The sequence below is a fragment of the Streptomyces sp. NPDC031225 genome (assembly GCF_055570355.1).
The window spans coordinates 87,219-106,559 of record NZ_JBVIHJ010000023.1 but is presented as its reverse complement, the minus strand read 5'-3'; the positions used below and the strand labels follow the sequence as shown (position 1 = coordinate 106,559).

Annotated in this window: 16 protein-coding genes and 1 tRNA gene; 11 read left to right on the top strand and 6 right to left on the bottom strand. The window is 70.0% G+C overall.

Annotated elements, in window-relative coordinates; genetic code table 11:
- The first annotated feature begins 261 nt into the window (after nt 1-261).
- Both ACZ48Z_RS33045 and ACZ48Z_RS33040 read left to right on the top strand, forming a co-directional pair.
- Entirely contained in the window at nt 262-648 is a 387-nt protein-coding gene (locus ACZ48Z_RS33045; protein ID WP_468739575.1) for a hypothetical protein, read from the top strand.
- 117 nt (nt 649-765) lie between these two features.
- The gene (locus ACZ48Z_RS33040) at nt 766-1,635 is read left to right on the top strand and encodes a spermidine synthase (protein ID WP_468739574.1); all 870 of its coding nucleotides are present in this window, start codon (nt 766-768) and stop codon (nt 1,633-1,635) included.
- Between the two features lie 25 nt (nt 1,636-1,660).
- Here ACZ48Z_RS33040 and ACZ48Z_RS33035 read toward each other — a convergent pair whose 3' ends face one another.
- Nucleotides 1,661-2,161, bottom strand: a complete 501-nt coding sequence (locus ACZ48Z_RS33035; RefSeq protein WP_468739573.1) for a hypothetical protein — start codon at nt 2,159-2,161, stop codon at nt 1,661-1,663.
- 98 nt (nt 2,162-2,259) lie between these two features.
- Here ACZ48Z_RS33035 and ACZ48Z_RS33030 point away from each other — a divergent pair, with 98 nt between their 5' ends.
- The 8 genes from ACZ48Z_RS33030 to ACZ48Z_RS32995 all read left to right on the top strand — a co-directional run bounded on the left by ACZ48Z_RS33030 (nt 2,260) and on the right by ACZ48Z_RS32995 (nt 12,605).
- The gene (locus ACZ48Z_RS33030; protein WP_468739572.1) at nt 2,260-2,964 is read left to right on the top strand and encodes a response regulator transcription factor; all 705 of its coding nucleotides are present in this window, start codon (nt 2,260-2,262) and stop codon (nt 2,962-2,964) included.
- Nucleotides 2,961-4,358: a sensor histidine kinase gene (locus ACZ48Z_RS33025; protein ID WP_468739571.1), complete on the top strand. Its 1,398-nt coding sequence runs from the start codon at nt 2,961-2,963 to the stop codon at nt 4,356-4,358. The genes ACZ48Z_RS33030 and ACZ48Z_RS33025 overlap by 4 nt, the downstream gene beginning before the upstream one ends.
- 74 nt (nt 4,359-4,432) lie before the next feature.
- The gene (locus ACZ48Z_RS33020) at nt 4,433-5,899 is read left to right on the top strand and encodes a glycoside hydrolase family 18 protein (protein ID WP_468739570.1); all 1,467 of its coding nucleotides are present in this window, start codon (nt 4,433-4,435) and stop codon (nt 5,897-5,899) included.
- A gap of 200 nt (nt 5,900-6,099) precedes the next feature.
- Entirely contained in the window at nt 6,100-7,404 is a 1,305-nt protein-coding gene (locus ACZ48Z_RS33015; RefSeq protein ID WP_468739569.1) for an ABC transporter substrate-binding protein, read from the top strand.
- Nucleotides 7,401-8,378, top strand: a complete 978-nt coding sequence (locus ACZ48Z_RS33010) for a carbohydrate ABC transporter permease (RefSeq protein WP_468739568.1) — start codon at nt 7,401-7,403, stop codon at nt 8,376-8,378. The genes ACZ48Z_RS33015 and ACZ48Z_RS33010 overlap by 4 nt, the downstream gene beginning before the upstream one ends.
- Nucleotides 8,375-9,280 carry a carbohydrate ABC transporter permease gene (locus ACZ48Z_RS33005; protein WP_468739567.1) on the top strand — a complete coding sequence of 302 codons (906 nt, stop codon included), beginning with the start codon at nt 8,375-8,377 and terminating at the stop codon, nt 9,278-9,280. The genes ACZ48Z_RS33010 and ACZ48Z_RS33005 overlap by 4 nt, the downstream gene beginning before the upstream one ends.
- Nucleotides 9,281-9,306: 26 nt before the next feature.
- The gene (locus tag ACZ48Z_RS33000) at nt 9,307-10,620 is read left to right on the top strand and encodes a glycoside hydrolase family 36 protein (RefSeq protein ID WP_468739566.1); all 1,314 of its coding nucleotides are present in this window, start codon (nt 9,307-9,309) and stop codon (nt 10,618-10,620) included.
- Nucleotides 10,617-12,605, top strand: a complete 1,989-nt coding sequence (locus ACZ48Z_RS32995) for a beta-galactosidase (RefSeq protein WP_468739565.1) — start codon at nt 10,617-10,619, stop codon at nt 12,603-12,605. Before ACZ48Z_RS33000 ends, ACZ48Z_RS32995 begins: the two co-directional genes overlap by 4 nt.
- A gap of 81 nt (nt 12,606-12,686) precedes the next feature.
- Here ACZ48Z_RS32995 and ACZ48Z_RS32990 read toward each other — a convergent pair whose 3' ends face one another.
- The 4 genes from ACZ48Z_RS32990 to ACZ48Z_RS32975 all read right to left on the bottom strand — a co-directional run bounded on the left by ACZ48Z_RS32990 (nt 12,687) and on the right by ACZ48Z_RS32975 (nt 17,497).
- Entirely contained in the window at nt 12,687-14,126 is a 1,440-nt protein-coding gene (locus ACZ48Z_RS32990; RefSeq protein WP_468739564.1) for a GH1 family beta-glucosidase, read from the bottom strand.
- A 103-nt stretch (nt 14,127-14,229) separates the two neighbouring features.
- Complete coding sequence (locus ACZ48Z_RS32985; RefSeq protein ID WP_468739563.1) at nt 14,230-15,138, bottom strand: carbohydrate ABC transporter permease; 909 nt, start codon at nt 15,136-15,138, stop codon at nt 14,230-14,232.
- A gap of 11 nt (nt 15,139-15,149) precedes the next feature.
- Nucleotides 15,150-16,163, bottom strand: a complete 1,014-nt coding sequence (locus tag ACZ48Z_RS32980; protein ID WP_468739640.1) for a carbohydrate ABC transporter permease — start codon at nt 16,161-16,163, stop codon at nt 15,150-15,152.
- 5 nt (nt 16,164-16,168) lie between these two features.
- A complete protein-coding gene (locus ACZ48Z_RS32975; RefSeq protein WP_468739562.1) occupies nt 16,169-17,497 on the bottom strand; it encodes an ABC transporter substrate-binding protein in 1,329 nt (442 codons plus the stop codon).
- Nucleotides 17,498-17,877: 380 nt separating this feature from the next.
- Here ACZ48Z_RS32975 and ACZ48Z_RS32970 point away from each other — a divergent pair, with 380 nt between their 5' ends.
- Nucleotides 17,878-18,933, top strand: coding sequence for a LacI family DNA-binding transcriptional regulator (locus tag ACZ48Z_RS32970; RefSeq protein WP_468739561.1), 1,056 nt, complete (start codon nt 17,878-17,880; stop codon nt 18,931-18,933).
- Between the two features lie 332 nt (nt 18,934-19,265).
- Here the strand turns inward: ACZ48Z_RS32970 and ACZ48Z_RS32965 are convergent.
- Nucleotides 19,266-19,338 (bottom strand) — tRNA-His (locus ACZ48Z_RS32965).
- Nucleotides 19,339-19,341: the final 3 nt, after the last annotated feature.

The window sequence follows — 19,341 nt, the reverse complement described above, 5'->3', positions numbered from 1 at the left end:
CGGGTCCTCTCGTGCAACCGTCGAACCATGCCGGAGGTGGGGCGAGTTGACTGGTTTGTCAGTGTGACGCCCTGTTTCCGGCGGGCAAGAACGTACCCGCTGTGTCCGGGCCGCCACGCGGGGTTTGGCTACAAACCGGATATCTCATCCGGGATCTGCCATGAACTGCCATCCTTTGCGGCGGACTTCCGCCGTAGCCCTTGACGCGAGCGCGCGTTGAACTCCTCGGAGTCGGACGAGGGTTCCTTGGTGGAGGCCGCGATGGAGATCAGCCCGAGCGTCGATCCTTGCGCACAGGTGTCCTGTGACGTGGTCACGGTGCCGACGCGACACGGCCTGGAGGCCGTCGACATCCTGCGGCGGGGGGTGAGCGAGGCGGTGGGACCGGTGCTGCACGACGACGGCGGCAAGACGCTGGGGTTCCTGGTGCCACCGGGGACGGCGGCGGCGTGGGACGTTCCCGGGAGCACGTGCACGGAGACCAACGGGCGCGGGCTGCGGCTGACCCCGGAGCCGGAACCGCCCGTCGAGGGCTCGGACTGGTTGCTGCCGCCGGGGGACGCCGACCTCGCGACGGACCCCGCGGTGCTGCGGGCGGCGCTGGGCGAGGCGGCGAGGCTCATCGAGGCCGCGGACAACTGCCGGTGACCGTCCCCGCCTGAGGGGCGCGGGACCCCGTCGCCGGGCGGCCTCGCCGTGTGGGTGCGGCCGTCCCCCACCGGGCCCGCGGACGCGAGACCGCCCCCCGCCGCCGATAATGGCGTCATGGGCAAGTCCAGGAGTTCCCGTCGTGGCAACGCCGCCGCCGAAGCCGTCGTGGAACCGGTGGACGGCGGCCTCGCCGAGCTCATCCCCGACCGGGAGCGCACACGCGCGTGGACGCTGCTCATCGACGGCGCACCGCAGTCGCACGTGGACCTGGACGACCCGGCCCACCTCTCCTTCGAGTACCAGCGCCGGCTCGGCCACGTCATCGACCTCGTCGCGCCCCCCGGCAAGCCCGTGCACGCCGTGCACCTCGGCGGCGGGGCCCTCACCCTCGCCCGGTATGTCGCCGCCACCCGCCCCCGCTCCACCCAGCAGGTCGTCGAGCGGGACGCCGCGCTCGTGCAACTGGTGCGGCAGAAGCTCCCGTTGGATCCGAACGCACGGATACGGGTACGGTCCGTCGACGCCCGGGAAGGTCTCGCCAAGGTGGCCGACGGCTGGGCGGACCTCGTGATCGCCGACGTGTTCAGCGGCGCCCGCACCCCCGCGCACCTCACCTCCACCGAGTTCCTCGACGAGGTCCGAAGGGTGCTGCGGCCGGGCGGTCACTATGCCGCCAACCTCGCCGACGGGCCGCCGCTGGCCCATCTGCGCGGCCAGATCGCCACCGTCGCCGCCCGCTTCCCCGAACTCGCCCTCGTGGCCGACCCGACCGTCCTGCGCGGCAAACGCTTCGGCAACGCCGTCCTGGTCGCCGCCGACACCCCCCTGCCGATCGCGGAACTGACCCGCCGTGCCGCGTCCGACCCGCACCCGGGCCGCGTCGAACACGGCAAGGGGCTCCGCGACTTCACCGGAGGCGCCGTACCGGTGACGGACGCGGCGGCGATCGCGTCACCGGCGCCGCCGCCCTCGGTGTTCCGGTGACGCTGTGGGCCGGTGGCGCGCCGACTCAGTAGGTGCCGATCTCCACCCTCGGCGGTCCGTCGTGCCATGTGCAGAACACCGACACCCGGTCCGCGCCCGAGGTGAACTCCACCCGGATCCACGACTCCGTCTTCCACACCTGCATCGACCAGCCCGCGCCGGGAGTCGCGGACACCAGCGTCGCCGACGTCCTGCCGAGGTCGAAGACCGCGCGGCCGCCGTCGGTGTCGTAGCTCTTGACCTGACCGGAAGCGCTGGGAGAAGGGCTCCTGGAGGGGGTCGGCCGGGCGGGCGCGGCGCTCGGCTTCGGTGACGGAGTCCTCGACGGGGCCGCCCGCTTCGTCGGGGTCGGCGACGCCAGCGGTCTCGACTGCTGCGTGGTCGCGTCGGCCGCGGTGATGGGCAGGGCGCGCGGCGGGTCGTAGGCCGTGCCCGCCATGACCGTGTGGACGCCCCACCACGACAGCGTGACCGCCGCGCCCGTGGCGAGCAGCCAGGCCAGTACGTGTACGAGTCCTCTGCGCATCGCCCGTCATAGTGCCTCACGCGCCTCACGGTCCGCACATGGACCGAGTTATCCACAGGCGCGGATCCGGGTCCCCCGCATGGCGTACGGTGCGGCGCATGGCAAGTGTGCTCGTGGTCGAGGACGACCAGTTCGTGCGTTCGGCGCTCATCCGGCACCTGACCGACGCGGCACACACCGTGCGCAGTGTCGGGACGGCGCTGGAGGCGCTGCGCGAGGTCGCCCACTTCCGTTTCGACGTGGTGATCCTGGATCTCGGTCTGCCCGATCTCGACGGGTCCGAGGCACTGAAGATGCTGCGCGGGATCACCGACGTCCCGGTGATCATCGCGACCGCGCGGGACGACGAGTCGGAGATCGTCCGCCTGCTGAACGCGGGGGCGGACGACTACCTCACCAAGCCCTTCTCGGTCGAGCACCTCTCGGCCCGCATGGCCGCCGTCCTGCGACGGTCCCGGGCCGTCGGCGGTGACGCCTCGTCCGAGACGGTGCTGCGCGTCGGTGGGCTGAGCGTCGACCCGCTGCGCCGCCAGGCCGAGTTGGACGGCGCCCGCCTCGACCTCACCCGCCGCGAGTTCGACCTGCTCGCCTTCCTGGCCGGCCGCCCCGGCGTGGTCGTTCCCCGCAAGGAACTCCTCGCCGAGGTCTGGCAGCAGTCCTACGGCGACGACCAGACGATCGACGTCCATCTGTCGTGGCTGCGGCGGAAGCTGGGCGAGACCGCCGCACAGCCCCGCTATCTGCACACCCTGCGGGGCGTCGGCGTGAAGCTGGAACCACCGGGCGGGGGGCTGCCGTTGTGAGATGGGCCCTCGTCAAGGTCTGCCTTGCGGTCACCACCATGGTCGTGGTCGCCTTCGCGATCCCGCTCGGCCTCGTCGTCAGGGAGATGGCCCGGGACCGCGCGTTCTCCAACGCCGAGCGGGAGGCCGCCGCGGTCGCCCCGGCCCTGTCCATCACGACCGACCGCGACCAGCTGGAGCGGGTCGTCGCCTCCGCGGGCGCGGACTCCGGGATGGCCGTCCACATACCGGCGAGCCGCGGTCAGCGGGCGGTCGACATCGGTCGGCGACGCGCCGCCGCCGAGGACGTCGCGACCGTGCGGAAGCTGGGCCGCGCCTCCACCACCGAGGTGCCCGGGGGCTCCACCCTGCTGCAGCCGGTCGCGCTCAGCTCGGGCGCGATAGCCGTCGTCGAGGTCTACGTCCCCGAGTCCGAGGTGAGCAACGGTGTCGCGACCGCCTGGGCGGTCCTCGCGGGCGTCGGTATCGCCCTCGTCGTCGGCTCGGTCGCGGTCGCCGACCGCCTCGGCGTGCGGATGGTGCAGCCCGCGCAGAAACTCGTCGAGGGCGCCCACGAGTTGGGGGAGGGGAAGCTGGGATCGAGGGTTCCGGAAGAGGGGCCGACCGAACTGCGGCTCGCGGCGGTCGCGTTCAACTCCATGGCCGACCAGGTCGTCCAACTGCTCGCGAACGAGAGGGAGCTGGCGGCCGACCTGTCCCATCGGCTGCGCACCCCGCTGACCGTGCTGCGGCTCAACGCGGCCTCGCTCGGGGACGGTCCCGCCGCCGAGCAGACCCGGGCCGCGGTCGCGCAGTTGGAGCGCGAGGTCGACACCATCATCCGTACCGCCCGCGAGGCCAAGCCGCAGACCGCGGCCGCCGGGCCGGGCGCCGGGTGCGACGCGGCCGAGGTGGTCCGGGAGCGGATGGGGTTCTGGTCGGCGCTCGCCGAGGACGAGGGCCGCAAGTGGCGGGTCGCCGGTACCGAGCGCCCGGTGCGCATACCCGTGGCCCGGGCCGACCTCGCGGCCGCGCTGGACGCCCTGCTCGGCAACGTCTTCCGCCACACCCCGGAGGGCACCGCGTTCGCGGTCGACGTGCACAACGGCGAGGACGCGGTGATCGTGCTCGTCTCCGACGCGGGTTCCGGGATCCGCGACCCCGAGGCCGCGATGGCACGCGGACGGGGTTCGGGCAGCGCCGGGTCGACCGGGCTCGGACTCGACATCGTGCGCAGGCTCGCCGAGTCGACGGGCGGGGACGTGCGGATCGGGTCGTCGGTGCTGGGCGGCACCGAGGTGCGGATCTGGATCCAGCTGGAGGGACGGGCACCGGAGCGCCGGGGACACCGGGTGCGCCGCCGCCGAACGGGCAGATTGGTCTCGACCTTTAACCGGTCCCGATCCCTTCCTTAAGCGCGCCCTAAGATCCTCTACGCCCGCCCCGATCAGGTCATTTGCCCGATTCCGGATCGCTAGCGTGCCACGCCATGAGCATCCATCGGCGCAGAGTGAACGGCAGGAACAAGGTGATCGGCGGGGTGGTCGCCGCCGCCGTGGTGGGCACCGGCGCGGTCCTGCTGAGCGGCACCGCCCAGGCGGCCGGGGTCGGCGCCGCCTACACGAGGACCAGCGACTGGTCGACGGGCTACACCGCGCAGTACGTCGTGACCAACAACAGCACGGCGGCGGACCGGGCCTGGAAACTGGAGTTCGACCTGCCGGCGGGCACGCGGCTGAGTTCGCTGTGGAACGCCGAGTCGGCCGTCGCCGGACAGCACGTGACCGTGACGTCGGCGAAGTGGGACACGGACGGGCTGGCACCAGGCGAGTCGGTCACCGTCGGCTTCGTCGTCAACGGCACGGCGGACCCGAAGGGCTGTCTCGTCGACGGCGCGCGGTGCTCCGCCGACGACACCGCGACCCCGGAGCCGAGCGGCCGCCCGACCGGGCCCGCGACACCGACCCCCACCGCCACGCCGACCCGGAGCACGACACCGGCCCCGACGGCCACGCCCACCCAGGGCACCACACCGGCCCCCACGCCCACGAAGGGCACAGGCACCACCGCCGGCTTCGCCCCCTACGTCGACACCTCCCTCTACCCCGCCTTCGACCTCCTCGCGAGCGCCGCCGCCACCGGCGTGAAGGACTACAACCTCGCCTTCGTCACCGACGGCGGCGGCTGCACGCCCAAGTGGGGCGGGGTGAGCGACCTCGCGAGCGACGCCGTCGCCGGGCAGATCGGGGCTCTGCGGGCGAAGGGCGGGGACGTCCGGGTCTCCTTCGGCGGCGCCTCCGGCTCCGAGTTGGCCACGACCTGCTCCTCGGCGGACGCGCTGGCGGCGGCGTACGGCAAGGTCGTGGACGCGTACGGCCTCACCAAGGTCGACTTCGACGTGGAGGGCGGCGCACTGCCGAACGCGGCCGCGAACACCCGCCGCGCCCAGGCGATCGCCAGGATCCAGCGGGACCGTCCGAACCTCGATGTCTCCTTCACCCTGCCCGTCATGCCCGAGGGACTCACCCAGGACGGGGTGAACCTGCTCTCCAACGCAAAGACCAACGGGGTGCGCATCGACACCGTCAACATCATGGCGATGGACTACGGGCCCTCGTACAGCGGAGACATGGGCGGTTATGCCGAGCAGGCCGCCACCGCGGCCCAGGCGCAGGTCAGGAGCGTCCTCGGGCTGTCCGACAGCGCGGCCTGGAAGGCGGTAGCCGTCACCCCGATGATCGGTGTCAACGACGTGGCCTCCGAGATCTTCACGGTCGACGACGCGGCCCAGCTGGTCTCCTTCGCCAAGGCGAAGGGCCTCGGAGGGCTGTCGATGTGGTCGGCGACCCGGGACAGGCAGTGCCCCGGCGGTGCGAAGCCTGCCGCCGAAGCGACCTGTAGTTCGATCGTCCAGGGCGCGTCCGCCTTCTCGAAGGCTTTCGGGGAGTACAACTGACCCTGGAGAGGTGAAGCTCGTGTGTCACCGGGAGGCAGGTATGTCGGTCACGTTTCGACAAATCGGGCCAGTACCTATTGACGCATGACCTGACATACGGCTGTCATAGCGCCACCGTGTTCGGTCAAGTTGATTTCTGGTCGATTAAGACCGGTCTTCGAAACCCTCCATGACCGGACCCCTGCCTTCAGGAGCCGTCCATGTCAGATCTCTCGTCCTCCCTCCCCGCTCCCAGCCGCCGTGGTGTGCTCAAGGGTGTGGGCGGTGCCGCCCTGCTCGGCGCCGGCATCCCCCTCCTGAGCGCCTGCGGCGACAGCGGCAGCTCCTCGGACCCCAAGACCGTCACGCTGGGCTCGAACCAGTCGGACGCCGTGCCGAAGAAGGCCTACGGGGAGATCTACACGGCGTTCACGAAGCAGTCCGGTGTCACGGTCAAGGTCAACACCAAGGACCACAACACCTTCCAGGAGCAGATCAACTCCTACCTGCAGGGCACGCCGGACGACGTGTTCAACTGGTTCGCCGGCTACCGCATGCAGTTCTTCGCGGCGAAGGGCCTCGCGTCCCCGATCGACGACGTGTGGGACAAGATCGGGGGCAACTTCCCCGACGCGATGAAGAAGCTCAGCAAGGGCGCGGACGGCAAGTACTACTTCGTGCCGCTGGTCACGTACCCGTGGGCGATCTTCTACCGCAAGAGCGTCTTCGCGGCGCACGGCTACGAGGTTCCCACCACCTGGGACGCCTTCCTCGCCCTGTGCAAGCAGATGAAGAAGGACGGCCTGGTCCCGATCGCGTTCGGCGACAAGGACGCCTGGCCGGCGATGGGCACCTTCGACCAGCTCAACTTCCGCACCAACGGCTACGACTTCCACGTCGAGCTGATGGCGGGCAAGGCCTCCTGGACCGACGCCAAGGTCAAGAACGTCTTCGACCACTGGGCCGAGATCCTGCCCTACCACCAGGACGGCTTCATGGGCCGCACCTGGCAGGACGCCGCCCAGACCCTGGTGGCGAAGAAGGCCGGCATGTACGTGCTGGGCACCTTCGTGGCGCAGCAGTTCACCAACAAGGCCGACCTGGACGACCTCGACTTCTTCGCCTTCCCGGAGATCAACTCCGCGTACGGCCAGGACACCGTCGAGGCGCCGGCCGACGGCTTCATGCTCAGCAAGTCCCCGAAGAACAAGGCGGGCGCCACCAAGCTCCTGGAGTACCTGGGCACCCCGGCGGCCGAGCAGATCTACCTCAAGTCCGACACCAGCGTGGTGGCCGCCTCCAACAAGGCCGACACCTCCTCGTACACCGCCCTGCAGAAGAAGGCGTACGAGATGATCACCGGCGCCAAGAGCCTCACCCAGTTCATGGACCGTGACTCGCGCCCGGACTTCACCTCGACGGTCATGCAGCCCGCGCTGCAGAAGTTCCTGCAGAACCCCAAGGGCGTCGACAGCCTGCTGTCCTCGATCGAACGCCAGAAGAAGACGATCTTCGCATCCTCATGAGCTCCGAGACCCCCACGAAGACCCCGGAGGCGGCCGCCGTGCCGCCTTCGGGGCCCGCGCCTGTCAAGAAGGTTCCGCAGGGCCGCAAGCGCCTGCTGACCCGTCGTGACCGGATCACGCTCGGCTTCATGGCCGGCGTGCCCACGGTCCTGCACGTGGCCCTTGTCTGGGTCACCGCCCTCGCCTCGATCGCCCTGGCCTTCACCAGCTGGGACGGCATCGGCTTCGACTCGATCAAATGGGTCGGCCTGGACAACTTCCAGCAGTTGTTCACCGACAACCCGCAGTTCTGGCCCGCCCTGCAGCACAACGTCATCTGGTTCGTGGTGCTCATCTGCATCCCGACCCCGTTCGGACTGTTCCTGGCCGTCCAGCTGGACAAGAACATCCGCTTCTCCCGGGTCTACCAGACGGCGTTCTTCCTGCCCGTCGTGGTCTCCCTCGCGGTGACCGGCTTCGTGTGGCAGCTGGTCTACAACCCCGACACCGGCCTCATCAACAGCCTCATCGGCGCCAACAAACCGGGCCACTACATCGACTGGATCGGCGACCCCAAACTCAACCTGTGGGCCGTCCTGATCGCCGCGTCCTGGCGCCACACCGGCTACATGATGATCCTCTACCTGGCCGGACTGAAGGGCGTCGACCCGTCCCTGCGCGAGGCCTCCTCGCTGGACGGCGCCAACGAGTGGCAGACGTTCAAGAACGTCATCTTCCCCACCCTGCGCCCCACCAACACCGTCGTCCTGGTCGTCACCATCATCGAGGCCCTGCGCGCCTTCGACCTGGTGTTCGTCTTCAACAAGGGCGCCCAGGGCACCGAGTTGCTCTCCATCCTGATCACCAACAACATCATCGGCGAGTCCAGCCGCATCGGATACGGCTCCGCCATCGCCGTGGTCCTCCTGGTGATCTCCCTCGTCGTGATCATCCCCTACCTGATCTCGACCTTCCGGAAGGAGCGCAGCGCATGAGCGCCCTGACCGCCACAGCCCCGGCCCCGGTGTCGGGCAAGCAGCGCACCCCGCTGCGCCCCGCCCGCGTCCTGCTCCACGTGTTCTTGATCGGCACGTCGCTGGCCTGGCTCGCCCCGCTGCTGTGGGCGGTCTTCGCCGCCCTGCGCCCCTACGCGGAGACGAGCGACAAGGGCTACGTGTCCTGGCCCGACACCCTCAACTTCGACAACTTCAAGAACGCGTTCACGCAGTCCGACATGATGCACTACTTCGGCAACACGCTGATCATCGCGGTCCCGGCCGTGCTGGTCACGCTGCTGCTGTCGTCGATGGTGGCCTTCTACGTCAGCCGCTTCGACTTCCGCCTCAACATCGCGCTGCTGCTGGTGTTCACCGCCGGCAACCTGCTGCCCCAGCAGGTCATCATCACCCCGCTGTACCGGCTGTACCTGCTCATCGACCTGCCCGGCATCACCATGAGCGGCAAGCTCTACGACTCCGCGCTGGGCCTGGTCCTGATCCATGTGGCGTTCCAGTCCGGGTTCTGCGCCTTCGTCCTGTCCAACTACATGCGGATGCTGCCGCACGAACTGACCGAGGCCGCCCTGGTCGACGGCGCGTCGGTGTGGCGGATGTACTGGCAGATCGTCCTGCCGCTGTGCAAGCCCGCGATGGCCGCCCTGGGCACCCTGTTGTCGATCTGGATCTACAACGACTTCTTCTGGGCCATCGTCCTGATCTCCACCGGCGAGAACATGCCGATCACCTCGGCCCTGAACAACCTCTCCGGCCAGTACTTCACCGACCCCAACCTGGTCGCCGCAGGCGCCCTCCTCACCGCGATCCCCACCCTGATCGTGTACTTCGTACTCCAGCGCCAGTTCGTCAGCGGACTCACCCTGGGCGCCAACAAGGGCTGACCGCCCTTCACTTGAAAGAGAACACCGTGCCCCACCCCTTCACACCGGTCGCCTCCGTGCCCGTGGACGCGCGCGAGGCACGCGTCCACGAGGAGGGCTGGCAGTCCTGGAGCCCCAGCGGCGCCTACGCCCTCGGTGACAAGCCGTACCGCCCGACGAACGACAACTGGGCGACGGTCTGTTACCGGCCGGGCGTCACCGTCCCCGAAGGCGCCTTCCAGGGCGAGGGCCTGCTGGCGCTCGATCCGGGTGACGGATCGCCGGTGCGGCTGTGGGCGGCGGCTGAACCCACGCGTGAGGTCCCGTCGATCCGCCTGGTCGTCGAGGGCGACACCGCCGAGGTGAGCGCCGACGGTCCGGTGAAGGAGTTCACGGGTACGGACATCCAGGCCACGCTGGCCGAGTGGGCCGCCGGCCTCGGGGTCACGGCCCCGCGCCCGGCGCCCACCGTCTGGTGCTCCTGGTACGAGTACTTCACCGAGGTCACCGAGGACGACATCCACGAGAACCTCCGTGCGATGGACACCCTCGACCTGCCCATCGACGTGGTCCAGATCGACGACGGCTACCAGAAGGCCCTCGGCGACTGGCTCACGCTCTCCGGCCGCTTCCGCTCCCGTGCGGGCATCGCCGACGCGATCCGCGCCCGCGGCCGCCGCGCCGGCATCTGGACGGCCCCCTTCCTGGTCGACCCGGCCGGCGACCTGGCCGCCGAACACCCCGACTGGCTGGTCAAGGACCTCGACGGCGGCTTCCTGCACGCCGGCCGCAACTGGGGCCACGACCTGAACGTCCTGGACACCACCCACCCGGAGGCGGCGGCCTACCTGACCGAGGTCTTCCGGACCCTGCGCGCGGAGGGCTACGACTACTTCAAGGTCGACTTCCTCTACGCGGGCGCCCTGGAAGGTGTACGGCACGGCTGCGAGGACGCGCTCCAGGCGTACCGCGCGGGCATCGGACTGATCCGTGAGGCGATCGGGGAGGACGCCTACCTGCTCGGCTGCGGCGCGCCCGTCCTGCCCTCCATCGGCCTGTTCGACGCGATGCGGGTCAGCCCCGACACGGCCCCGCACCGCCGCTCCGAGGCCGACGACTTCAGCCAGCCGGGCCAGGACCCGGCCGAGTTCACCGGCGTCGGCCGCCAGTGGCAGCACGGCCGTCTCTGGGTCAACGACCCCGACTGCCTGATGGCCCGCCCGGCCGTCGAGACGCGCGAGCGCTGGGCCGCCCACGTGGAGGCCACCGGCGGCCTGATGGCCTCCAGCGACCGCCTGCTTTCCCTGGACCAGTGGGGCGTGGAGACAACACGCCGCCTTCTCACAGGAGTTGACCGATGATCCCCGAGGGCATCGCCTACGGCGGCGACTACAACCCCGAGCAGTGGCCCGAGGAGGTCTGGGCCGAGGACGTACGCCTCATGCGCGAGGCGGGCGTGAACATGGTCAGCGTCAACATCTTCGCGTGGGCGCTCCTCGAACCGCGCGAGGGCGAGTACGACTTCACGCGCCTCGACAAGATCCTCGGCCTGCTCCACGAGAACGGCATCGCCGCCGACCTCGCGACCCCGACGGCCGCCCCGCCGGCCTGGTTCTTCCGCAAGCACCCGGACGCGCTGCCGGTCGACAGGGACGGCAGGAGGCTGTCGTACGGCAGCCGCCAGACGTTCTGCCCGTCGAGCCCGGCGTACCGCGAGGCGGCCCTGCGGATCACGGGCGCTCTGGCCGCCCGGTACGCCGACCACCCGGCCGTCGTGATGTGGCACATCCACAACGAGTACGGCTGCCACAACCCGGAGTGCCACTGCGATGTGAGCGCCGAGTCGTTCCGGCGCTGGCTGCGCTCCCGGTACGGGGACCTGGACGCCCTCAACGACGCCTGGGGTACGACGTTCTGGAGCCAGTGGTACTACGACTGGGACGAGATCATCCCGCCCCGCGCCACAGGTGCCGTGCCGAACCCGACCCACCAGCTGGACTGGCGTCGTTTCTGCTCGGACGAGCTGCTGTCGCTGTACAAGGCGGAGCGGGAGGTGCTGCGGGAAGCGGCCCCCTCCGTGCCGGCCACCACCAACTTCATGGTGATGTACAACTTCGACGCCCTCGACTACTGGCGCTGGGCACCGGAGTTGGACATCGTCTCCAACGACCACTACCTGCGCTCCACCGACCCCGAGTCGGAGATCGACATCGCGCTCAGCGGCGACATCGTGCGCTCGCTGGCCGGCGGGCCGTGGCTGCTGATGGAGCACTCGACCGGCGCGGTGAACTGGCAGCCGGTCAACAGGGCCAAGACGGCGGGGGAGTTGCGCCGCAACGCGCTCGCACACGTCGCCCGTGGCGCCGACGGCATCGCCTACTTCCAGTGGCGGGCCGCGAAGGCCGGTGCCGAACAGTGGCACTCGGCGATGCTGCCGCACGCGGGCACGGACAGCCAGATCTGGCGTGACGTGGTGGCGTTGGGCGCGGACCTGAAGGCGCTGGCGCAGGTGCGGGGCAGTTCGAGCCCTGCGTCGGTCGCCGTCGCCTGGGACTGGAACGCCCGCTGGGCCCTGGAACTCCCCTCGCAGCCCAGCGAGTCGGTCCGCTACCTGGACGTCGTACGGTCGTGGTACGAGCCGCTGTGGCGCTCCGGCGTGGCCGTGGACTTCGTCCACCCGTCGGCGGACCTGTCGCAGTACCGCCTGGTCCTGGCCCCCGCCCTGTACCTGGTGGACGACGCGTCGGCGGCCAACCTCACCGACTTCGCGGCACGCGGCGGCACCCTCGCCGTCGGCTTCCACAGCGGAGCCGTCGACACCAACTGCCACATCCGCCTGGGCGGTTACCCGGGCGCCTTCCGCGAGACGCTCGGCGTCAGCACGGACGAACTGTTCCCGCTGCTGCCCGGCGAGACGGTCACCCTCGACGGCGGCGGTACGGCGTCGCTGTGGTCGGAACGGGTCCGCCTGGCGGGCGCCGAGGCGGTGACGTCGTACACCTCGGGGCCGCTGACCGGGGTCCCGGCGGTGACCCGGCACACGCACGGCGACGGCACGGCCTGGTACCTGGCCACCCACCCGGACCCCGACACGCTCGCCGGTCTGCTCGACCGCATCCGCACCGAGGCGGGCGTGGAGCCGGTCCGGGAGACGCCCGAGGGCGTGGAGGCGGTGCTGCGCAGGGGCGAGGACGCGGACTACCTCTTCCTGATCAACCACGGTGATCGGGACGCGGAGGTGCAAGTCGCCGCGCGTGCCACCGAGTTGCTGACCGCGAAGGGCATCGACGGCGGCCGGGTGACCGTGGCGCCGGGCGATGTCGTGGTCGTACGGGAAGCACGCTGAGCGTGTCGCTGACGGCGGGGCGCGGCACCCCCTCGGCTGCCGCCCCCCGTCCCCTCCGCCCCCGTCCCCGTCCGGTGGTGGCTATTGGATGCTCTGGACCTCCGGAAGCGTGCCCGAGCGGGCCGCCCGGCCGTACCAGAGGGCGCTCGACTTGGGTGTCCGCTCCAGCGTCGTGTAGTCCACGTAGACCGCGCCGAAACGCTTCTCGTAGCCGTACGCCCACTCGAAGTTGTCCAGCAGGGACCACAGGTAGTAGCCGCGCACGTCCGCGCCGTCGGCGATCGCGCGGCGGACCGCGGCGAGGTGGCCGTGCAGGTACGCGATGCGCTCCGGGTCGTGGACCCGGCCGTCGGGGTCGGGCTTGTCGTCGTAGGCCGCGCCGTTCTCCGTGATGTACAGCGGTAGACCCGGCGCCTCACGCGTGTACCGCATGATCAGGTCGTGCAGGCCGGTCGGGTCGATCGTCCAGCCCATCTCCGTGCGCTCACCAGGAGTCTGGTGGAACGTGACATCGTCAGCGCCCGGCCAGGGGGAGTGGCTGCTCGCGCCGTGGCCGTCGGCGCGCGGACCGCTGGTGTCCGCGTCGGTCGCCGAAACCAGCGTGGGCGTGTAGTAGTTGAGGCCCAGTGCGTCGAGCGGCTGGTTGATCAGGGCGAGATCGCCGTCCTCGACGAACGACCAGTCGGTGATCAGCTCCGTCGCCGCGAACAGCGTCTGCGGATACGCCCCGTGCAGGATCGGCCCGTGGAACACGCCGTTGGCCAGGTCGTCGATCTTCTGCGCCGCCGCCACGTCCGCCGCGTCCTGCGAGAAGGGCCGCACCACCGACGAGTTGAGGCTGAGCGCCACCGAGTTGCGGGCCGGCATCGACGCCCGCAGCGCCGAAGTGCCGAGCCCGTGCGCCAGGTTGAGCGTGTGCGCGGCCTTCAGCGAGGCCGCCGGGTCCGTGCGGCCCGGGGCGTGCACTCCGGAGCCGTAGCCCAGGAAGGCGCTGCACCAGGGCTCGTTGAGGGTGATCCACTGCTCCACCCGGTCGCCGAGGGCCTCCCCGACGATCTGCGCGTACTCCGCGAAGCGGTACGCGGTGTCGCGCTCCGGCCATCCGCCCGCGTCCTCCAGCTCCTGGGGCAGGTCCCAGTGGTAGAGCGTCACGGCCGGCTTGATGCCGTGCGCGAGCAGCTCGTCCACCAGCCGGCGGTAGAAGTCCAGGCCGCGCTGGATGGCGGGACCGCGGCCGGTCGGCTGCACCCGGGACCAGGAGACCGAGAAACGGTACGCCGTCAGGCCCAGGTCGGCCATGAGCGCCACGTCCTCGCGGTAGCGGTGGTAGTGGTCGACAGCGATGTCACCGTGCTCACCGCCCGAGGTCTTGCCGGGAGTGTGGCTGAAGGTGTCCCAGATGGAGGGCGTACGGCCGTCCTCCCGCACCGCCCCCTCGATCTGGTACGCGGAGGTCGCGGCGCCCCAGAGGAAGGCGGGGGGAAAGGTCACCGGGGTCGCCGGCGTTGCGGACTCAGGCATGGAAGCGCTCCCAATGGAGGTCGTAAGACCGACTGGTGGAGAGGGGAGGGGAGAGTGAAAGGGGGCCGGAGCGACAGTGGCCCGGCCCCCCGGGAAGCCGAGGTCAGCCCTTCACGGCACCCTGCATGATGCCGCCCACGATCTGCTTGCCGAAGATCGCGAAGACGATCAGCAGCGGCAGCGTGCCGAGCAGCGCGCCCGCCATGATCAGGGACTGGTCGGGGGTGTAGCCGCGGCCGAGGCCCGCGACCGCGACCTGCACGGTCGGGTTGCCCGTCTGGGTCAGGACCAGGAAGGGCCACAGGAAGTCGTTCCAGGTCTGCACGAACACGAGCATGCCCAGCACGGCCATCGCGGGGCGCGCGGTCGGGAACACCACATGCCACACGACCCGCCAGCTGCTCGCGCCGTCCACCCGGGCCGCCTCGATGATCTCGTCCGGCAGCGCCTGGATCAGGTACTGCCGCATGAAGAACACACCGAACGCGCTCACGAGCGACGGGAAGATCACTGCCTGGAGCTGGTCGGTCCAGTCGAGCTTGGCGACCATCATGTACAGCGGGATCACGCTCAGCTGCGGCGGCACCATCATCGTGCCGATGACGAGCAGCATCAGGGCGCCCCGGCCGCGGAACCGCAGTTTGGCGAAGGCGAACCCGGCGATCGTCGACAGGAAGACGACGGTGATCGCCGAAACCCCGGCCACGAACGTGGTGTTGAAGAACGCCTCACCCAGGTTGGCGTCGTTCCAGGCGAGGTCGAGGTTCTTGAAGAGGTTCCCGCCGAACCAGAACGGCGGCGGCGACTCGGCCAGCCTGTTGTTGTCGCGCGAGGCGGCGATCGCCGTCCACACCAGCGGGAACAGCGAGACGACGGTGAACACGATGAGGATGAGGTAGGCGACGGGGCCGGCGTGCAGTTGCCCGCCCGCGCGTGCGGCCTTCAGGCCGCGTGAGCGCTTCGGCGGCTCGGGCGCCGCGTCGGCCTGGGGTTTGGTCAAGGTGGTCGTCACGGCCGGTTCTCCTAACTGCTGGCGCGCAGCCGGCGCGAGATGGCGTAGTTGACGATGCCGATCACGATGAGGATCAGGAACATCGTCCAGGCGATCGCCGAGGCGCGGCCCAGGTGCTGGTTGACCCAGCCCTGCTCGTACAGGTAGAGACCGAGCGTCTGGAACTGGTGTTCCGCGCCGCCGGAGGAGCCCTTGTTGACGTCGAACAGCAGCGGCTCGCCGAACACCTGGCTCGCCCCGATCGTCGACACCACGGCCGTGAACAGGATCGTCGGACGCAGCGACGGCAGCGTCACATGCAGGAACTGCCGCCAGCGGCTCGCCCCGTCCAGGGCCGCCGACTCGTACAGGTCCTGCGGAATCGCCTGCATCGCCGCGAGGTAGATCAGCGCGTTGTAGCCGGTCCAGCGCCAGATGATGATCGTCGAGACGGCGATCTGCGAGGGCCACTTGTCGCCCTGCCAGTCGATCGCGTCGATGCCGACGAAGTGCAGCGCCCAGTTGATCATGCCGTAGTCGCGGCCGAAGAGCAGCACGAACACCAGCGAGGCGGCGGCGATCGAGGTCGCGTACGGCGCGAGCATCACGACCCGGTAGAACGTCGACGCGCGCAGCTTGTAGTTGAGGATGTGGGCGATGCCCATGGCCATCAGCAACTGCGGAACGGTGGAGATGATGCCGATCGTGAGGGTGTTCTTCGCCGCGTTCCAGAAGAACTCGTCGTCGAAGATCCGGGTGTAGTTGCGCAGCCCCACCCAGCTCATGTCGGTCGGCGCCGTCAGCTCCACCTGGTGCAGCGAGGCCCAGCCGGTGTAGATCAGGGGGAACAGCCCGAACGCGACGAACAGCAGGAAGAACGGCGAGACGAACGCGTACGGGCTCCAGCGCATGTCCCGCTGCCAGCGGCGGGACAGCCGGGCGCGCTTTTTGGCCGCCTCGGGCGATACCGCGTCGGCCGGCGGGCGGCCCGGGGCCGCGCCCCCCTCCTTGGCGGGGGGCGCGGCGGTGTCGTTGCGGGTGGCCATACGGGTCACTGGTCCAGGTTGTTGTCGATGGTCTTGACCGCCGTGTTCCAGGCCTCCACCGGCGACTTGCCCTTCGTCACCAGGATGACGCCGTTGTCCGACAGACCCTGCATGATGATCTGGTCCTTCGCGCCGATGACCTGCACCGGGGCCGACTTGGCCGCCTCGGCGAAGACCGGGCCGATCTTGTCCGAACCGGTCATCTCGTTGGTGGCTCCGGTGACTTCGGGCATGGTGTAGGCGGCCGGGGCGCTCGGGAAGCTCGCCTGCACCTTGAACAGCGTCGCCTGCTGCTTCGGCGCGGTCAGCCAGGTGATGAACTCCTGGGCCTCCTTCACGTGCTTGCCGCTCTTCGGCACGGTAAGGAAGGTGCCGCCCCAGTTACCGCTCTTGGGCGAGGTGGCCACGGCCCACTTGCCCTTCGAGTCCGGCTGCGCGTTGCCCTTGATCGTGCCGAGCATCCACGGCGGGCAGGCGATCGCGGCGAACTTGCTCTTGGCGATCGTGGTGTTCCAGGACGGCTGGAACTGCGTCTGAGGCTGGACCAGACCCTCCTGGGCGGCCTTGGCGGTCAGGTTGAACCCGGCGCGGATGGCGGGGTTGGTCTTGTAGATGACCTTGCCGGAGGCGTCGTAGAACTTCTCCTTCTCGCTGCTCAGGATCGCGTTGAGCAGACCACCGGGGGAGTCCATGAAGTAGGTGCCCTTGGGCGCCTTCGCCTTGTACTGCGCGCCGACGTCGACGAGCTTGGACCAGTCGCCCGCCCACAGCGCGGCGACCTTGTCGGGCTCCGTGGGCAGACCGGCCTGCTGGAAGAGGTCCTTGCGGTAGCAGATCGCCATCGGACCGACGTCCGTGCCCAGGCCGATCGTCTGACCGTCCTTCGTCGTGGCCTGCTGCCACTTCCAGTCCAGCCAGTTGCTCTTGTCCACGCCCGCGACCTTGGACATGTCCGTGAGCTTGTCCGCCTGCGTGGCGGTGACCTCGGCGATGTTGGCGACCTCTACGGCCTGGACGTCCATCAGACCGCTGTTGGTGGTGAGGTGGTTCACGAGCGGCGGGTAGTAGTTCTCGTTCCGCTCGATGACGTTCTGGCTGATCTTTATGTTCGGGTGGAGCTTCTCGTACTCGGCGTAGAGGCCGGCTTCCTTGAAGCCCATGGTGCCGAACAGCCCCACCGTGATCGTGGTCTTGCCCTTGCCACTGCCGTCAGACGAGCCGGAACCGTCTCCGTCGTTTCCGTCGTCGGCACAGCCGGCCAGCAGCCCCGCGCCCAGCGCGGCTACGGCGGCGAGGACCACCGTTTTGCGGGCGGTTCGGGTACGTGCTCGCATTGCGTCCTCCTGTTGCCCTGACGTGCCGACCCCCCGGCCAACTGCGTTGTTGGGCCCGTTAGTTCTTGCTGCGGCTCGGGCGGGGAACGTGCGGGATGTTTATGTCTCAGGTACCGTGGGAGCGCTCCCACCGGTGATGTGTTGAAGGTTCGCGGGTTGGAGCGAGGGTGTCAAGGGAGTCGACGCGGGGAGATGCCTTCAGTTATCAGCCTGTTAACTGGACCCACCTCGGCCCGTCCTCGGCCCGTCCCGGCGGCGGAGGCGAGGCCGTCCAGGCCGGAGCGGGTGCGCGGGGCGACGGCCACCGCGACGGCCGCCGCACCAGGCGGGACTGTTAAATTCCAGGCCAGCGTCCAGACAACGGCGGAAGGCGGAGCCCAATGGCAAGCCACGGAGCGCGGAGCCGCAGCGGTGGCCGGCCCACCCTCGAAGAGGTCGCCGCGCGCGCCGGCGTCGGCCGGGGGACCGTCTCCCGGGTGATCAACGGCTCGCCCCGGGTCAGCGACGCGACCCGCGCGGCGGTCGAGGCGGCGGTGGCGGAGCTCGGGTACGTCCCGAACACGGCAGCCCGCGCCCTGGCGGCCAACCGCACGGACGCGATCGCGCTGGTGGTGCCCGAGCCGGAGACACGGTTCTTCGCGGAGCCGTACTTCTCGGACATGCTCAAGGGTGTCGGCGCCGAGATCTCGGACACCGAGATGCAGCTCCTGCTGATCTTCGCGGGTAGCGACCGCGAACGCCGCCGGCTGGCCCAGTACCTGGCCGCGCACCGGGTCGACGGCGTCCTGCTGGTCTCCGTCCACGCCGACGATCCGCTCCCCGATCTGCTGTCCCAGCTGGAGATCCCCGCGGTGATCAGCGGCCCGCGCTCAGCCGGGGAGACGCTCCCCTCGGTCGACTCCGACAACTACGGCGGCGGCCGCTCGGCCGTGGAGCACCTGCTGGCCGGCGGCCGTCGGGCGATCGCCCACATCACGGGCCGCCTCGACGTGTACGGCGCCCAGCGCCGCGTCGACGGCTACCGCGACGCGCTGCTCGACGCGGGCCACGAGGTGGACGAGCGGCTGATCGAACCCGGTGACTTCACGGAGGAGGGCGGCCGCCGCGCCATGACCAGGCTGCTGACCCGCCGCCCCGACCTGGACGCGGTGTTCGCCGGTTCCGACGTCATGGCGGCGGGCGCCCGCCAGGTCCTCCGCGAGGAGGGCCGGAGCATCCCGGCCGACGTGGCTCTGATCGGCTACGACGACTCGGCCATAGCGCGTCACATGGACCCGCCCCTCACCAGCGTCCGCCAGCCCATCGAGGAAATGGGCCGCCGCATGATCGACCTCCTCCTCACGGAGATCGCCGACCGCCGCCCGGCCGTCTCCCGGGGGCTGGAGCGCAGGCAGGTGGTACTGGCCACGGAACTGGTGGAGCGGGCGTCGTCCTGACGTCGGCGACCACGGCCCGGCCGGAGTGTCCCGCCGGGCTGATCGCGGTCGACGGTCGCTCAACCGGGCGCGGTCCTTCCGGTGAACGTCCCGGCACCGGCGATCCCGGCCCGACTTCACTGCGGTTTGCGGGAGTTGGCGGAGGCGGGGCGGCTCAGGCCGTGCTGCGGAAGCGGCCTGCTTCCGGCTCCGGGATCAGTCCGGGCTGTTCCGGCCGCCGACCGAGCGGCTTCCGGTGAGCGAGGGCCACGCTCACGACCGGCACGTGCCCGGTCCCGGAAACGACCTGAGCCGGTGACCTTGTCTCCAAGGTCACCGGCTCAGGTGCTGAGGGTGAGTGACGGGACTTGAACCCGCGGCCACCTGGACCACAACCAGGTGCTCTACCAACTGAGCTACACCCACCAT

Coding starts and splice junctions, on each gene's coding strand:
- ACZ48Z_RS33045 (WP_468739575.1), top strand. CDS start 262: ATGGAGATCAGCCCGAGCGTCGATCCTTGCGCACAGGTGTCCTGTGAC.
- ACZ48Z_RS33040 (WP_468739574.1), top strand. CDS start 766: ATGGGCAAGTCCAGGAGTTCCCGTCGTGGCAACGCCGCCGCCGAAGCC.
- ACZ48Z_RS33035 (WP_468739573.1), bottom strand. CDS start 2,161: ATGCGCAGAGGACTCGTACACGTACTGGCCTGGCTGCTCGCCACGGGC.
- ACZ48Z_RS33030 (WP_468739572.1), top strand. CDS start 2,260: ATGGCAAGTGTGCTCGTGGTCGAGGACGACCAGTTCGTGCGTTCGGCG.
- ACZ48Z_RS33020 (WP_468739570.1), top strand. CDS start 4,433: ATGAGCATCCATCGGCGCAGAGTGAACGGCAGGAACAAGGTGATCGGC.
- ACZ48Z_RS33015 (WP_468739569.1), top strand. CDS start 6,100: ATGTCAGATCTCTCGTCCTCCCTCCCCGCTCCCAGCCGCCGTGGTGTG.
- ACZ48Z_RS33010 (WP_468739568.1), top strand. CDS start 7,401: ATGAGCTCCGAGACCCCCACGAAGACCCCGGAGGCGGCCGCCGTGCCG.
- ACZ48Z_RS33005 (WP_468739567.1), top strand. CDS start 8,375: ATGAGCGCCCTGACCGCCACAGCCCCGGCCCCGGTGTCGGGCAAGCAG.
- ACZ48Z_RS32995 (WP_468739565.1), top strand. CDS start 10,617: ATGATCCCCGAGGGCATCGCCTACGGCGGCGACTACAACCCCGAGCAG.
- ACZ48Z_RS32990 (WP_468739564.1), bottom strand. CDS start 14,126: ATGCCTGAGTCCGCAACGCCGGCGACCCCGGTGACCTTTCCCCCCGCC.
- ACZ48Z_RS32980 (WP_468739640.1), bottom strand. CDS start 16,163: ATGGCCACCCGCAACGACACCGCCGCGCCCCCCGCCAAGGAGGGGGGC.
- ACZ48Z_RS32975 (WP_468739562.1), bottom strand. CDS start 17,497: ATGCGAGCACGTACCCGAACCGCCCGCAAAACGGTGGTCCTCGCCGCC.
- ACZ48Z_RS32970 (WP_468739561.1), top strand. CDS start 17,878: ATGGCAAGCCACGGAGCGCGGAGCCGCAGCGGTGGCCGGCCCACCCTC.